Origin of the sequence: Mycobacterium sp. ENV421 (assembly GCF_002887815.1) — a bacterium.
GTDB lineage: Bacteria > Actinomycetota > Actinomycetes > Mycobacteriales > Mycobacteriaceae > Mycobacterium.
Genome location: NZ_PDHO01000022.1, coordinates 1 through 14,147, shown reverse-complemented (window position 1 = coordinate 14,147; position 14,147 = coordinate 1). Strand labels below are relative to the sequence as shown.

Genomic DNA, 14,147 nt, shown 5'->3' with positions numbered 1-14,147 from the left:
AACTAGAGCGACACGCCCAGCAGCGCGTCGACCGCGGCCGCAACCGCGGTCGGCGCGCTGTCGTCATGGCCACCGTATTCCAGTGCGTCGGTGACCCAACCATCAATGGCGGCAAGGGCTTTGGGCGTGTCGAGGTCATCAGCCAGGTACTGCCGCAGCCGTCCGATGACGTCGGCGGCATCCGGGCCGGCGGGCAAAGCCGCAGCTGACCGCCACCGGTGCAGGCGGGTGTTGGCATCGTCGAGCACCGTGTCGCTCCAGGACCGGTCGCTGCGATAGTGTCCCGCCAGCAGGCCAAGGCGGATGGCCGCCGGGTCCACCCCCTGCGCGCGCAGCCGGGACACCAGCACCAGGTTGCCGCGGCTCTTGGACATCTTGTGCCCGTCCCAGCCGATCATCCCGGCGTGCACGTAGTGCCGCGCGAACCGGCGCTCTCCGATCACGCATTCACCGTGCGCGGCGGAGAACTCGTGGTGCGGGAAGATCAGGTCGCTGCCGCCACCCTGCACGTCGAAGCCGAAACCGATGCGGCTCAGAGCAATCGCCGAACACTCCACGTGCCACCCCGGCCGTCCGGCGCCGAACGGCGCGGGCCAGCTCGGCTCGTCCGGGCGGGCTGCACGCCAGAGCAGTGCGTCGAGCGGGTCGGCTTTGCCCGCCCGATCCGGGTCGCCGCCGCGTTCGGCGAACAGCCGCATCATCGTGTCGCGGTCGTAGCCCGATTCATAACCGAACTGGGTGGTGGCGTCGGCGCGGTAATAGATATCCGGGAACTCGTCGTCGTCGACCACATACGCCGCCCCGGACGCCAGCATCTTCTCCACCAACTCGACCACTTCGCCGATCGCGTCGGTGGCGGCGACATAGTCGCGCGGCGGCAGTACCCGCAACGCGGCCATGTCCTCGCGGAACAACTGAATCTCCCGCGCGCCCAGCTCCCGCCAGTCCACGCCGTCGCGATTGGCCCGTTCGAACAGCGGGTCGTCGACGTCGGTGATGTTCTGCACGTAATGAACCTGATGGCCGCCGTCGCGCCAGACCCGGTAGACCAGATCGAACGTCAGGTACGTCGCGGCGTGGCCCAGGTGCGTCGCGTCGTAGGGCGTGATGCCGCAGACGTACATCGTCGCGGTCTCCCCCGGCGACGTCGGACGGACCTGGCCGTCGGCGGTGTCGTACAACCGCAGGGCCGGCCCACGACCGGGCAGCTGTGGGATGTCGACGGCCGACCAGGACTGCATGGCCTCGACTCTAGGGGGTTCGCTGTTCACGGCGCTCTCAGGTGGTGTGGTGACCGGCTGTCTCGCGTTACTTCAGACAACGCGGCGACAGGTTTGATTCCCTAACTCGCCAGCCACATGGCGTCGAGCAGCAGGTCGGCGACGTCGGCCCGGCACATCAGCAGATCGGGCAGGTAGGGGTCCGGCCGGTTGTAGCGCAGCGGCGACCCATCGATGCGGGTGGCGTGCAGACCGGCGGCCTGCACCACCCCGGCGGGTGCGGCCGAGTCCCACTCCCACTGACCGCCGGCGTGGATGTAGGCGTCGGCGTCGCCGCGCACCACCGCCATCGCCTTGGCGCCGGCCGATCCGATCCGCAGAAACTCGATGTCGAGGCGGTCCCGCAGCCGCCACAGCACCGCGGGCGGGCGGTTCGAGCTGGCGGTGATCCGAATCGGGCCGGGCGGCGGTGGCGGCGGGGCGGTCACGGTGTCCGAGCGATACACCTCGCTCATCGCAGGCAGCGCGACGGCGGCATCGGTGATGGTGCCGTCCGGTCCGCCGGTGCGCTGCCAGAGGGCCACGTGGACCGCCCAGTCGGTGCGGCGGGGCATGGAGAATTCGCGGGTGCCGTCGAGCGGGTCGATGATCCACACCCGGTCGGCCTGAAGCCGCTTGAGGTCGTCGTAGGCCTCTTCCGACAGCACGGCGTCACCGGGACGCTCGGCACGCAGCCTGCGCAGAATCAGGGCATTGGCGCGCACGTCGCCGGCGTCTCCGAGTGCGGGCGGGAAGTCGAAACCGACCTCGTCACGTACCGACAGCAGTAGCCGGCCCGCCTCCTCGGCGAGGTCGGCGGCCAGCGCCGCGTCGGTCATGCTCACCTGAGTCAGTATTGCCGAATCATGATCAGTCCCGTCGGTCGTCCCGCGGGACCAGGGCTCAGAAGGCCGGCCAGGGAATCGGCCGGTGCCGATCGGGTGCGGGCATGACGGGCTCGGCGACCAGCATCCGGACCCGCCGCCGCAACGCCGCCACCTCCGCCGGGGTGACGAGCTCGCGTAGCTGGTCGGCGAGCGGGCCGGCCAGCTGCTCGCCGAGTCCGGCGATCGCCGCCAGCGTCTCGTCGTCGATCGGCTTTCCGGCCCAGCCCCAGAGCACGGTGCGCAGCTTGTCCTGAACATGCAGTGACACCCCGTGGTCGACGCCGTACACCCGGCCGTCGATGCCGGCCAGAATGTGGCCGCCCTTGCGGTCGGCGTTGTTGACGATCACGTCGAACACCGCCATCCGCCGCAGCCGCGTGTCGTCGGCGTGCACCAGCGTGACGTCGTTGCCCGCGTAGTCGTATGCGCGCAGCACCGAAAGATAGCCAGGCGGAATGGATCCCGGCGGGCAGATGTCGACCAGGTCAGGTCCTTCGGATTCGGCGTCGTCGCTGTCGCCGGGCTGGTCGACCCACAGCTGCACCATCCCCGGACCGGCCGGGCCGTCCCGAATGATGGTGTACGGCACGATGTTCCAGCCGAGTGCGGCCGAGACCAGATACGAGCCCACTTCCCGGCCGGCCAGGGTGCCGTCCGGGAAATCCCACAATGGTTGCTCGCCGGAGACCGGCTTGTAGACGCAGTGCACCGGATGGTCGGGCCCCGCGGGCCCGGTGGCCTCGCACAGGAAGGTGGCATTACTTGCCGAGCGGATCCGCCCGAGGATGGTCAGCTCACCGCAGCGCAGCGCGTCGCGGGCCGAGGCCTCGTCGGCGGCTGTCACGAGTCGAAGTCGTCGTCGGTCTCGCCGAACGCCCCGCGCCGATATCCGTTGGTGCGCACGCAGATGTGACCTTCCGGATCCAGCGGTTCGTCGCACAGTGGGCAGGGCGGACGGCCGGCCGAGATGACCCGGGTCGAGCGGGAGGCGAACTGGCGGGCCGACTCGGGCGTGAGGAACACCCGCACCGCGTCCGGGCCCTCCTCGGCGTCGTCGAGCACCACCGACGCGTCGAACTCGACGTCGCTGACGGCCAGCAGTTCGACGACGACGGTCTGCGCCTCGGAATCCCACCCGAGGCCCATCGTGCCGACCCGGAACTCCGCGTCGACCGGTGTGACGAGCGGGCTCAGGTCGTCGACGTCCTTCTCCGGCGGCAGCGGGGTGCCGAACCGGCGGTTGATCTCGACCAGCAGCGCGCCGATACGTTCGGCCAACACCGCGACCTGTTGTTTCTCCAGGATCACGGAGATGACCCGGGTGTCGTGGACGGCCTGGAGATAGAACGTGCGATTTCCGGGCTGCCCAACGGTCCCGGCGACGAAGCGGTCGGGTGTGCGGAAGACGTGAATTGCGCGGGCCATGTTATGTCCAAAATACCGGCTGAAAGCAGCCAGCCGTAATCGGCGGCAGCCGGGTCAGTCGGTGGTCCCACCGACGACGGCGTCCCCGGCGGTCTTGTCGCCCTCGGCGGGCGGCGGCGCGCTGAGCGCCGACGCGAGTTCGGCGCCGGTGTGGTTGACGTGCACGACAAATGGGCGGAACGGCGTGTAACGGATGACACTCATCGACGCCGGGTCGGCGGTGATCCGCTGGAAGCTGTCCAGATGGGCACCGAGTGCGTCCGCGACGACAGCCTTGATCACATCGCCGTGCGTACAGGCGATCCACAGCACGTCGTGACCGTGCTCGTCGGCGAGGCGGCGGTCATGCTCGCGTACCGCGGCCACCGCGCGGGCCTGAACCTGTGCCAGGCCCTCCCCGTCGGGGAAGACAGCCGCGCTGGGCTGCTGCTGAACCACCGCCCACAGCGGCTCTTTCACCAGATCCTTCAGCGCCCGGCCGGTCCACTGCCCGTAGTCCACCTCGGCGAGGCGGTCGTCGACCATCGGCTCGATGCCCAGCTCGGCGGCCAGCGGCTCCAGAGTGAGGCGGCACCGCAGCAGCGGGGACCGGACGAGCGCCTTGATCGGCAGGCCCTTGACCCGGTCGACGAGCGCGCCGGCCTGGTCCTGCCCTTTGTCGTCGAGTTCGACCCCCTCGGTCCGGCCGGCCAGCGTGTGCGCGGTGTTGGACGTCGAGCGGCCGTGGCGTAGCAGGATGACGGTCAAGAGGCCGCCACCACACCCGACGCCAGCAGCGCCATCACGACGAGTGCCAGCACCACCCGGTAGCCAACGAACCAGTACATGGCGTGGTTGGCGACGAAGCGCAGCAGCCAGGCGATCGCCACGTAGCCGACGACGAACGTGATGACCACCGACACCAGCAATTGCGGCCCCGTGGCGCTCATTCCTTCGGTCACCGGATGGAAAGCATCGGGAAGCGAGAAGATGCCGGAGGCCAGCACAGCCGGAATGCCAAGCAGGAAGCCAAATCTCGCAGCGAGCGGACGATCAAGTCCGAGGAACAGGCCGGCACTGATCGTCGAACCGGACCGGGACACCCCCGGCACCAGGGCCAGGCACTGCGCCACGCCGACTGTCAGGCCGTCCTTCCACGTCAATTGCTCCAGGTGGCGGGTCTGCTTCCCGAAGTACTCGGCAGCGGCGATCACGGCCGAGAAGACCAGCATCGCGGTGGCGATCACCCAGAGATTGCGAACCTCACCGCGGATCGCTTCCTTGAACGCCAGGCCGATCGCCACGATCGGCAGCGTGCCGATGATGACGTACCAGCCCATCCGGTAATCGATGTTGTCCCGGTGAGCCTTGACGAAGAGCCCGTTGAACCAGGCCTTGAGTATCCGCCAGATGTCGCGGGCGAAGTAGATGACCACGGCGGCTTCGGTGCCCAGCTGGGACACCGCCGTGAACGACGCACCGGCGTCGGCGGAGAAGAAGACCCTCGACACGATCGCGAGGTGGCTCGACGACGAGATCGGCAAGAACTCGGTCAGACCCTGGACGATCGACAGGACCACGACCTGCAACCACGACATCGACGCGACACTCACGTCGCCGACCGTACTGGATAGAGCTGCTGGTTCAGCGTGAAGGGCGGGCTACCGGCGCAGCGTGTGCGACCGCGTCCCGCACGGCGGCGGTCAGGCTGCGCTCGTCGTCGATATCGAAGTCGGTGAGGCTGCGGGCCGCCGTGGCGACCACGTCCTCCTCGAGCGGCACCGGACCGGCCAGCCGCGGGTGATAGACCTCCACGAGGAGCTGCCCCCGACGGACCTGGAACGAGAAACTGCGACCGTCCCCGAGATGGCCGAAACCACTGGCGAACACACCAGTGGAGATGTCCTCGATAGCGAACTCTCGCCTATCGGAATCCCGAGTCACGGCCAGCGTCATGAAATCACCATAACGCGAGTTACGGGACTTGAGAAGACAATCTGACCATTTTGTCTTCCTCCCGCCCGCCTAGACTTCCTGATCGACAGTGGGCGATTCGGTCGCTCGATCTTGAACACAACCGGGGGCTACCCGTTGGCAAAAATCGTAAACCGCGCCGGTTTGCGCAGGTCAACCGCCATCTTATTGGCCTGCGCCACCGTCATGGCCGGTTGCTCGACCAACCCGCTGGCAGCGCCGCCTCCGACGATCGAGCCGGCCGCTCCCGCGGCGTCCCCGCCGCCGGCCACCCGCCCCGCCGGTGAGATCCTGCCGCTCGGCGGAAATCCCGACGCCGCGATCTTCGACGATCGCACCGGGTCACTGGCTGTTTTGACCCCGGGCGCCGACCCCCAGGCCGCCGCGACACTGACGATGTTCAACTCCAGCGGCGTTCCGCGCGAGCTCACCCTGCCCGGTCCGGCCACCGCGATCACCGGCGACGGACAGGGCTCGGCGTTCCTGTCCACCCGAGGTGGCTATGTCACCGTCGATCTGGCCGCGGGCACGGCCAGTCCGGTGTCGATCAACGAGGAGACCGACACCGACTTCACCGCGATCGCCCGCCGCGCGGACGGTCGGCTGGTGCTCGGCAGTGCCGACGGGACCGCCTACACCCTGGGATCGGACACCGCGGTCGCCGAGAAGGTGAAGATCTTCGCGCGGGTGGACGCCGTGGTCGCCGAGGGCAACAATGCCGTGGTTCTCGACCGCGGTCAGACCTCGGTGACCTCATTGAACGCCGAGGGCCGCACCCAGCAGGCCCTGCGCGCCGGCTTGGGCGCCACCACGATGGTGGCCGACCCGCTGGGCCGCGTCCTGGTGACCGACACCCGCGGCGGACAACTGCTGGTGTTCGGTGTCGATCCGCTGATCGAGCGGCAGGCCTACCCGGTGCCGGATGCGCCGTACGGGCTGGCCGGATCACGCAATCTGGCCTGGGTTTCGCAGACCGCGTCGAACATGGTTGTTGGTTACGATTTGACGACTGGTATTCCTGTGGAGAAAGTGCGTTACCCGACCGTGCAGCAACCGAACTCGCTGGCTTTCGACGACAACTCCGACACGCTCTATGTGGTGTCGGGCGCCGGCGCGGGTGTGCAGGTGATCCGCAATGCGGCGGGCGCCCGGTGAGCGCGGCGTACCGCGGCCGGATGCCGGCGAGTTGGGAAGTCGAACTCTCCGATGACTACGAGTGGATTCCGCTGCGGTTGCCGCCCGACGTCACCCGCATCAGCGCGTCGACCCGACTGTCGATCGAAGCCGAGTACCGAGGCTGGGAGTTGACCCGGGTGCGCCTCTACACCGACGGCAGCCGTCGAATCCTCTTGCGACGCAAGAAGTCTCGAATCAACGGCCAGATCACCGATCAGCCCGAGCTGTGATGTACGACGCGCTGCGGCGGGCATTCTTCCTGGTGCCGGCCGAACGCATCCACACGTTCGTGTTCGGCTCGCTACGCGCCGTCACGGCCACCAACGCCACCCGCGGACCGTTGCGCCGCAGGCTCGCACCCCGCGATCCGGTGTTGGCCAGCACCGTGTTCGGGGTGCGGTTCCCCGGTCCGATGGGCTTGGCCGCCGGGTTCGACAAGGACGGCCTCGGGCTGAAGACCTGGGACGCGCTGGGATTCGGCTACGCGGAGGTCGGCACGGTGACCGCGAGTGCTCAGCCGGGCAATCCGTTGCCGCGGCTGTTCCGCCTTCCCGAGGACCGGGCCCTGCTCAACCGGATGGGCTTCAACAACCACGGCGCCGGACAGTTGGCTCTGCAGCTGGCCCGCTACCGGCCCGACTCGCCGATCGGGGTCAACATCGGCAAGTCGAAGATCACCCCGCCCGAGCTGGCCGCCGACGATTACCGCGCCAGCGCGCGGCTACTCGGCCCGCTGGCCGACTACCTGGTGGTCAACGTCAGCTCCCCGAACACGCCCGGACTGCGTGACCTGCAGGCCGTCGAATCGCTGCGCCCGATCCTGTCGGCGGTGCTGTCCGAGACCTCGGCCCCCGTCCTGGTCAAGATCGCGCCGGACCTGTCCGACGAGGACGTCGACGCGGTCGCCGATCTGGCCGTCGAGCTGGGGCTGGCCGGCATCGTCGCCACCAACACCACGGTCTCGCGAGCCGGCCTGCGCACTCCCGGCGTCGACGAGCTGGGCCCGGGCGGCATTTCCGGACCGCCGGTGGCGCGCCGGTCCCTGGCGATCCTGCGGCGGTTGTACAGCCGGGTCGGCAACGACCTGGTGCTGATCAGTGTGGGCGGCATCGAAACCGCCGACGACGCCTGGGAGCGCATCACCTCCGGAGCGTCCCTGCTGCAGGGCTACACCGGGTTCATCTACGGCGGCGGCTTGTGGGCCAAGGAGATTCACGACGGCATCGCCGCCCGACTGCGCGCCGGCGGCTTCTCATCGCTGGCGGAGGCCGTCGGGTCGGCTCACTCCGGGCGCAATCCCAAGATTCCGCCGTCCGCGTCGTAGAGCAGGTCGTAGTGGCCCAGTGCCCGCAGCCCGGTGTTCACGAACGTGCCGTTTCGGGCGGGCGCGCGGTGCACCACGGTCGGCGTCTGCGGTCCGCCGTCGCCGACCGCGAAGCTGTAGCTCAGATCGCCCACGGTGATCGTCATCGCGGTGCCGACCGGCATGGTCCCACTCGACGGCAGATCGTCGGCCTCCACGATCATGTCCAGCAGACCGGTGTCGACCAGAACCTTGCCGGAATGCATTGGCCCTGAGCCTGATTGGAAGCCGCCCGTCGGGGTCAGCCAGTCGTTGTGGGGCCCCTCCACCGGGGAGCCGGCACTGGTCAGCCGCTGCATGGTCCACGATCCGGTGACGTTGGCAGCGGTCAGGCCCAGCGACAGGCCGGCCCGGCCGATCAGGTACCCGCGCCGCATCGTCCCTGCCGTCATCGCGGTGAGGTTCAGGAACGGGTTATGGGTGGGCGCGGCGCGGGCGGTGTTTCCGCGACCGAATCCGACGCCCAGCATGTGCGGGATCGCCGCCGTGCAGCGGCCCGAATTCACGCCGCCGCCACGGCATCTCGAGCTGGTCACCGCCAGCACCGGCACTGCTGCCTGCGCTGCCACGCCGGCACCGGTGGCGTCGACGGCCTGCGGGAACGACACCGATGCCGGCACCCACACTCCGGTCAGCTCCAACCCGCTCGAGTTGTAGGTGAGGCTGCCGGGCGGCGAGTCGGCCGGAATATTCGGCACTTCCGAGGCCGGTACCACCACGCCCACCGATCCGGTGTCCACCGTGAACGGCGACACCGGGCCACCGTTGACCGACGCGTCGACCTTGAGTGTGGTTCGCAGGTTCGCGAAGTCCGGCGACCCGACCCACGGCACGGTGTAGCTCTGCCGGTAAGCGTCGTACGTCGCGGCCCTCTGGCTACTGGCCGGGGGCGTAGTGGTTGCGCCAGAACCACATCCGGCGACGACCGCGGCGGCTGCCACCGTGGCGAAGAGTCTGTCCACTGTCAGCACCGGGCGTCCCTTGGTGGAAGGGTGAGGTCGATCAGGTACGCCGCCGCATAGGAATCGACACAGGGTTCGCCCCGAAACACCGTGGTGTGTTGGGTGCCGTCGAACGTCAGCAGCACTCCCCCGAGCTGTCTGGCGAGCTCGACGCCGGCTTGATAGGGCGTGGCCGGATCGCCGGTGGTGGAGACCACCAGCACGGGCGGAAGGCCCGGCGCGGACACCGTGTGCGGCCCACTGGACGGCGGCACCGGCCAGAACGCACACACGTCGAGGGGCGCGTTGCCGGTGAACGGCCCGTAGGTACCGAACGGTGCCACCTGTCGCAGCTGCCGGTCCTTGTCGGCGGCTTTGGCCCGGTCGGTGTTGGGTGCCACGTCGACGCAATTCACCGCGGTCTGAACGTCGTTGGTGTTCGGGTAGTGACCCTGGTCGTCACGGCCCAGGTACGCGTCGGCCAGCGTGAGCAGGATGTCGCCACGCCCCTGAGCCAGTTCGGCCAGGCCGCGACTCAGAGTCGTCCACATCTTCGGTGAGTACAGCGCCATCATCGTCCCGGTCAACGCGTCGCTGTAACCCAGCCCCCGCGGATCATCGGTCCCCGCGGGGGCGGCGACCAGCGGATCCACCAGCTCGTGGTAGACGTCAACGGCCTTGGCGGGGTCGGCGCCGAGCGGGCAGCCGCCGTCGCCGGCGCAGTCCGCCGCGAAATCGTTGAATGCCTTCTGGAACGCCGCGGCCTGATCGACGGCGGCCTGGATCGGATCGGCGTCGGGGTCCACCGCACCGTCGAGAATCATCGCCCGCACCTTGTCGGGATAGGCCTCGGCATAGGTTGCACCGATCTCGGTGCCATACGAGTACCCGAGGTAGGTCAGTTTCTCGTCGCCGAGGGCAACCCGGATGCGATCGAGGTCCCGGGCGACGTTGACGGTACCGACGTTGGCCAGGAATTTCGTGCCCGTCTTGTCCACACAGCGCTGGGCGAACTGTTTGCGGGTGTCCTCGATGTGGGCGACGCCCGAGGGGCTGTAGTCCACTTGCGGGTCGGTCCGGGCCGCGTCGTTGTCCGCGTCGGAGTTACACCACAGCGCCGGAGTCGAGGAGCCCACTCCACGAGGGTCGAATCCGACGAAGTCGAAGTGCTGACGTACCTGCGGCGGTAGCGAATTGACCAGTTTGATTGCCGCGTCGACACCTGACCCGCCGGGACCGCCGGGATTGACGACCAGCGAACCGATCTTCTGGCCGGTCGCCGGAAACCGGATGAGCGCCAACTGCGCGATGGCGCCGCCTGTCTCGGCGTAGTCGACGGGCACCTCGACGTCGCCGCACTCGGCGCCGGCTGTGCGGCACGGCGACCACGCCACCGGCACCGGTGGACCCAGTGCCGGCGTCGTCGCCTGGGGCTTGCCCTCGACCGCCGTGCTGCAGCCGGCTACCAACGCGACGACTGCCAGCGCCGCGCGGAGCTTACTTCTGCTCGTACGTGCCGTGAATGACCGCGCGCGCAATGGAATTCATGAACAGATTGAACCCGAGGTAGGCCGGGCTGGCGTCCTCGGTGAGCTCGAGCTTCTCCACCTTCACCGCGTGCACGGCCACGTAGTAGCGGTGGTAACCGTGCCCCTGCGGCGGGGCGGCGCCCAGGAAGCGGCGGATGCCGGCGTCGTTGACGAGTGTCAGGGCGTCACCGGGAAGCACCGAACCGTCCCCGACACCGGACGGCAGGTCGGTGACGGTCGCCGGGAGGTTGGCCACCGCCCAGTGCCAGAAGCCGGAGGCGGTCGGAGCGTCCGGGTCGTAGACGGTGACGGCGAAGCTGCGCGTCTCCTCGGGGAATCCCGACCAGCTCAGCTGCGGCGAGACGTCCTCACCACCGGCGCCCATGATGCCGCTGACCTGAGCGTTCTTCCACGGCTCACCGTCGGCGAAGTCGGTGCTGGTGAGGGTGAAACTGGGCAGCTGGGGCAGGAATTCGTAGGGGTTGTAGGGAAATGCCATGTGACGGGCTTCCTTTCGGTTGTCAGCAGTTCTTCAAGAAGTGTTCGAGCACCTGGGTGCCGAAGTGCAGCGCGTCCACGGGTACCCGCTCGTCGACGCCGTGGAACAGTGCCGCGAAGTCCAGCTCGGGCGGCAGCCGCAACGGGATGAAGCCGAAGCACCGAATGCCCAGTCGGGCAAAGGCTTTCGCATCCGTTCCACCGGAGAGCATGTATGGCACGGTGCGCGCTTCCGGGTCGACGGCCAGCAGCGCGTCGTTCATCGCGTCGACGAGGTCACCGTCGAACGTGGTCTCATACGACGGTAGGTCCCGTTCCCACTCGCGGGTGACGTCCGGGCCGATCAGCTCGTCGATCTCCCGCTCGAAGGCTTCCTTGCGGCCGGGCAACACCCGGCAGTCGATGACCGCCTCGGCCGTCTGCGGGATGACGTTGGCCTTGTACCCGGCCTTGAGCATGGTGGGGTTGGCGGTGTCGCGCAGGGTCGCGCCGACGATGCGCGAGATGCCGCCGAGTTTGGCGATCGTGCCGTCCAGATCCGGCGAGTCCAGATCAAAGCTGTAGCCGGTCTCCTCGGCGACCGCGGTGAGGAATTGCTGCACGGAATCGGTGAGCACCAGCGGGAATTGGTGCCGCCCCAGACGGGCGACGGCCTCGGCGACCGCGGTGACGGCGTTGTCGTCGTGCACCATCGAGCCGTGCCCGGCGCGCCCGCGGGCGGTGAGCCGCATCCAGGACAGGCCCTTCTCCGCGGTCTCGATGAGGTACAGCCGGCGTTCCCCGCCGTCCTTGTGGGGCACGGTGAGCGAGAAGCCGCCCACCTCACCGATGGCTTCGGTGATGCCCTCGAACAGGTCGGGCCGGTTGTTCACCAGCCACTGCGCGCCGTAGGTCCCGCCGTGCTCCTCGTCGGCGACGAACGCGAACACCAGGTCCCGGGGTGGCACGATGCCGGCCCGTTTGAAGTGCCTGGCGACCGCGATCATCATGCCGCACATGTCTTTCATGTCGACCGCACCGCGGCCCCACACGTACCCGTCGGCGATGGCCCCGGAAAAGGGGTGCACGCTCCAGTCCGCGGGCTCGGCGGGCACCACGTCGAGATGGCCGTGGATCAGTAGTGCGCCGCGGCTGCGGTCGGCGCCGGGCAGGCGGGCGAAGACGTTGCCGCGGCCCGGCGCTCCGGATTCGACGTACTCCGTGGCGTAGCCGACCGCGCTGAGTTGCTCGGCCACCCACAGGGCACATTCCGCCTCGCCCTTGGTGGTCGCCAAATCGCCGGTGTTGGAGGTGTCGAACCGGATCAGGGAACTGACGAGATCAACCACCTCGTCGACGGCTTGTGTCACAGTCCCCTTTCCTACCACTGGCGCCGGGTGACCGGGGGCGCGGAGGTCGTCCTCTACCACATGTTTCCCAAGAACCACTCGCGCAACACGCCGATTTAGGGTTTGATTTAGCGGATGACTCCCCGCCTGCCCGCAATCGCGGCGCTGCTGTGCCTGTCGGTCAGCGGCTGCTCTGCTGTCACTGCAGGCATTGCGCAGCCGGCCGACCGTGCGCCGCTGACCAGCCCGGACGCCCTGCCGGCGCTCCTGCTGTCGGCACCCGATGTCGGCGCGGCACTGGCCAGCGACGATGTCGTCGTCACCACCGACGTGAGCAAAGCGTGGAACGACAGCGCCCACTTCGCCGACGTGAACTGCCTGGCCATCGCCGGCGCCGCCCAGCAGGGGGTGTACTCGAGCAGCGGGTCGACGGCGGTGCACGGTCAGGTGCTGCGCGAGGCGCCGACGGCCCCGGCGTGGGAGCACTACGCCGTCCAGGCGGTGGTGTCGTTCCCCAGTGCGCAGGCGGCGTCGGACTTCTTCGCCGCGTCGCAGCGCGGCTGGGCGGAGTGCTCGAACCGCGAGCTGAACTACGCCCAGCCGATCGGACCCCCGCAGGTGTGGTCGGTGGGACAGACCAGCACCGACCGCGACGTGCTCGCGGTGTCACGGGTACAGCAGAGCCCGCAGCGGTGGGCCTGTCAGCGCGCCTTGACGGTGCACAGCAATGTCGCGGTCGATGTGGAGGCATGCAGCCTGGACGGGCCGACGGCGGCGGCCAGCGCGATCGCCGGCCAGATCGCCGGCCGGCTGCCGAGCGCGTGAGTCGCTGACGCGCCCAACGTAACGCCAGGGCGCGGTTCGGCGGCGTACGTCACCCTGGCGTCACGCTCGGCGAGGGATTCGAACCGTGAGGCCCTCATTTGGGACTCGGGTCACTGATCCGTTAGCCTTAAGCGCCCCTGGGCTGGTCTTCAGGGGAAGGTCCGAGTGGCGGAATGGCAGACGCGCTAGCTTGAGGTGCTAGTGCCCTATTAACGGGCGTGGGGGTTCAAGTCCCCCCTCGGACACATCCGGCGACACGACTTAAGTCGGCAGTCGCCGTGACTCGTCGAAGATGCGGGTCGTAGTCGAGGCGCAGGCCCAAGCTTGCGTACACCTCGGCGCGCTCAGCTCCGGTTGCCGCGCCGAGGACCGCTGACAGTCCGCCTAACTCCTCGACTAACTCACTGATCTGGGCGGCAGACATGGCGCGGGGCCGCTCCGCTCCCTCAAGGCGTGCCCTCAGCTCGTCGCGCTCGGCGATACGTTGACGCAACGCAGCAGTTAGATCCTCAACGGCCACGCCAGACTCCACGGCGGTAATCAACGCAGCCACCTTGGCATTCGCCTCGCTCAGCTGGCGCTGCAAGAGGGCGTAGCCAGTTCCGCCCGCCGGGTCCACGTCGGTCGTGTCCGGGATCCGGTGTAAATGGGGAGCACGGGCGTAGGTTCCGCTTCACGACCTGCAAGTCTGCGAAGAAGGAGTCACGCCCGTGCCTGTTCGAGTATCAGCTACCGATCGCATCCGCACCAAGATCGACGCTCTGTTTGCCGAGGATCGGGATCTTTCGGAGACCCTCGAAGAAGTCGCCCGTCTGGGCGCTCAACTGTTGATGCAGGCGGCCCTGGAGGCCGAGGTCACCGAGTTCCTCGGTCGCGAACGCTACCAACGCGCCGCGGACTGTCCCGACGCTAACGGCGGCTCACGCAACGGGTATCGGCCGGTGACGGTCAAGACCACCACTG

The 14,147-nt window shown here is 68.5% G+C and carries 16 protein-coding genes and 1 tRNA gene; 6 read left to right on the top strand and 11 right to left on the bottom strand.

What is annotated here, in order from left to right:
* Window positions 1-2 precede the first annotated feature (2 nt).
* From mshC to CRM90_RS21740, 7 genes are all read right to left on the bottom strand, one after another.
* Entirely contained in the window at window positions 3-1,241 is a 1,239-nt protein-coding gene (mshC, locus tag CRM90_RS21770; RefSeq protein ID WP_102809017.1) for a cysteine--1-D-myo-inosityl 2-amino-2-deoxy-alpha-D-glucopyranoside ligase, read from the bottom strand.
* A 101-nt stretch (window positions 1,242-1,342) separates the two neighbouring features.
* Window positions 1,343-2,104, bottom strand: coding sequence for a 3'(2'),5'-bisphosphate nucleotidase CysQ (locus tag CRM90_RS21765; RefSeq protein ID WP_102809016.1), 762 nt, complete (start codon window positions 2,102-2,104; stop codon window positions 1,343-1,345).
* A gap of 58 nt (window positions 2,105-2,162) precedes the next feature.
* The gene (locus CRM90_RS21760; protein ID WP_102809015.1) at window positions 2,163-2,990 is read right to left on the bottom strand and encodes an SCO1664 family protein; all 828 of its coding nucleotides are present in this window, start codon (window positions 2,988-2,990) and stop codon (window positions 2,163-2,165) included.
* Window positions 2,987-3,571: a DUF3090 domain-containing protein gene (locus CRM90_RS21755; RefSeq protein ID WP_102809014.1), complete on the bottom strand. Its 585-nt coding sequence runs from the start codon at window positions 3,569-3,571 to the stop codon at window positions 2,987-2,989. The genes CRM90_RS21760 and CRM90_RS21755 overlap by 4 nt, the downstream gene beginning before the upstream one ends.
* Before the next feature lie 54 nt (window positions 3,572-3,625).
* Window positions 3,626-4,318, bottom strand: a complete 693-nt coding sequence (locus CRM90_RS21750; protein ID WP_102809013.1) for a histidine phosphatase family protein — start codon at window positions 4,316-4,318, stop codon at window positions 3,626-3,628.
* On the bottom strand, window positions 4,315-5,148 hold the full coding sequence (locus CRM90_RS21745; protein ID WP_102809069.1) for an undecaprenyl-diphosphate phosphatase: 834 nt from the start codon (window positions 5,146-5,148) through the stop codon (window positions 4,315-4,317). The genes CRM90_RS21750 and CRM90_RS21745 overlap by 4 nt, the downstream gene beginning before the upstream one ends.
* 46 nt (window positions 5,149-5,194) lie before the next feature.
* Entirely contained in the window at window positions 5,195-5,506 is a 312-nt protein-coding gene (locus CRM90_RS21740; protein WP_102809012.1) for a hypothetical protein, read from the bottom strand.
* A gap of 204 nt (window positions 5,507-5,710) precedes the next feature.
* On the opposite strand from CRM90_RS21740, the gene CRM90_RS21735 reads away from it, so the two are divergent.
* Genes CRM90_RS21735 through CRM90_RS21725 form a run of 3 tightly spaced genes read left to right on the top strand, consistent with a single transcriptional unit; the run spans window position 5,711 to window position 8,024 of the window.
* Window positions 5,711-6,679, top strand: a complete 969-nt coding sequence (locus tag CRM90_RS21735) for a YncE family protein (RefSeq protein ID WP_233209447.1) — start codon at window positions 5,711-5,713, stop codon at window positions 6,677-6,679.
* On the top strand, window positions 6,676-6,930 hold the full coding sequence (locus CRM90_RS21730; protein WP_102809011.1) for a DUF5703 family protein: 255 nt from the start codon (window positions 6,676-6,678) through the stop codon (window positions 6,928-6,930). The genes CRM90_RS21735 and CRM90_RS21730 overlap by 4 nt, the downstream gene beginning before the upstream one ends.
* Window positions 6,930-8,024 carry a quinone-dependent dihydroorotate dehydrogenase gene (locus CRM90_RS21725; RefSeq protein WP_102809010.1) on the top strand — a complete coding sequence of 365 codons (1,095 nt, stop codon included), beginning with the start codon at window positions 6,930-6,932 and terminating at the stop codon, window positions 8,022-8,024. Before CRM90_RS21730 ends, CRM90_RS21725 begins: the two co-directional genes overlap by 1 nt.
* On the opposite strand, the gene CRM90_RS21720 is transcribed toward CRM90_RS21725, so the two are convergent.
* The 4 genes from CRM90_RS21720 to CRM90_RS21705 are packed head-to-tail and all read right to left on the bottom strand — an operon-like array spanning window position 7,982 to window position 12,398.
* Window positions 7,982-9,034 carry a hypothetical protein gene (locus CRM90_RS21720; protein WP_102809009.1) on the bottom strand — a complete coding sequence of 351 codons (1,053 nt, stop codon included), beginning with the start codon at window positions 9,032-9,034 and terminating at the stop codon, window positions 7,982-7,984. The genes CRM90_RS21725 and CRM90_RS21720 overlap by 43 nt on opposite strands.
* Window positions 9,028-10,542, bottom strand: coding sequence for an alpha/beta hydrolase (locus CRM90_RS21715; protein ID WP_199189992.1), 1,515 nt, complete (start codon window positions 10,540-10,542; stop codon window positions 9,028-9,030). The genes CRM90_RS21720 and CRM90_RS21715 overlap by 7 nt, the downstream gene beginning before the upstream one ends.
* Window positions 10,502-11,032 carry a YbhB/YbcL family Raf kinase inhibitor-like protein gene (locus CRM90_RS21710; protein WP_102809008.1) on the bottom strand — a complete coding sequence of 177 codons (531 nt, stop codon included), beginning with the start codon at window positions 11,030-11,032 and terminating at the stop codon, window positions 10,502-10,504. The genes CRM90_RS21715 and CRM90_RS21710 overlap by 41 nt, the downstream gene beginning before the upstream one ends.
* A 22-nt stretch (window positions 11,033-11,054) precedes the next feature.
* Entirely contained in the window at window positions 11,055-12,398 is a 1,344-nt protein-coding gene (locus CRM90_RS21705) for a M20/M25/M40 family metallo-hydrolase (RefSeq protein ID WP_102809007.1), read from the bottom strand.
* Between the two features lie 96 nt (window positions 12,399-12,494).
* Between CRM90_RS21705 and CRM90_RS21700 the strand changes: the two genes are divergently transcribed.
* The 3 genes from CRM90_RS21700 to CRM90_RS21685 form a co-directional block, all read left to right on the top strand.
* Window positions 12,495-13,184, top strand: a complete 690-nt coding sequence (locus tag CRM90_RS21700) for a sensor domain-containing protein (RefSeq protein WP_102809006.1) — start codon at window positions 12,495-12,497, stop codon at window positions 13,182-13,184.
* Window positions 13,185-13,343: 159 nt separating this feature from the next.
* A tRNA-Leu gene (locus CRM90_RS21695) sits at window positions 13,344-13,429 on the top strand.
* Between the two features lie 465 nt (window positions 13,430-13,894).
* Window positions 13,895-14,147: transposase (locus CRM90_RS21685; protein WP_199189991.1), on the top strand; the 253-nt coding region annotated here is incomplete at its 3' end.

Coding starts and splice junctions, on each gene's coding strand:
- CRM90_RS21735 (WP_233209447.1), top strand. CDS start 5,711: ATGGCCGGTTGCTCGACCAACCCGCTGGCAGCGCCGCCTCCGACGATC.
- CRM90_RS21740 (WP_102809012.1), bottom strand. CDS start 5,506: ATGACGCTGGCCGTGACTCGGGATTCCGATAGGCGAGAGTTCGCTATC.
- CRM90_RS21700 (WP_102809006.1), top strand. CDS start 12,495: ATGACTCCCCGCCTGCCCGCAATCGCGGCGCTGCTGTGCCTGTCGGTC.
- CRM90_RS21710 (WP_102809008.1), bottom strand. CDS start 11,032: ATGGCATTTCCCTACAACCCCTACGAATTCCTGCCCCAGCTGCCCAGT.
- mshC (WP_102809017.1), bottom strand. CDS start 1,241: ATGCAGTCCTGGTCGGCCGTCGACATCCCACAGCTGCCCGGTCGTGGG.
- CRM90_RS21725 (WP_102809010.1), top strand. CDS start 6,930: ATGTACGACGCGCTGCGGCGGGCATTCTTCCTGGTGCCGGCCGAACGC.
- CRM90_RS21755 (WP_102809014.1), bottom strand. CDS start 3,571: ATGGCCCGCGCAATTCACGTCTTCCGCACACCCGACCGCTTCGTCGCC.
- CRM90_RS21745 (WP_102809069.1), bottom strand. CDS start 5,148: ATGTCGTGGTTGCAGGTCGTGGTCCTGTCGATCGTCCAGGGTCTGACC.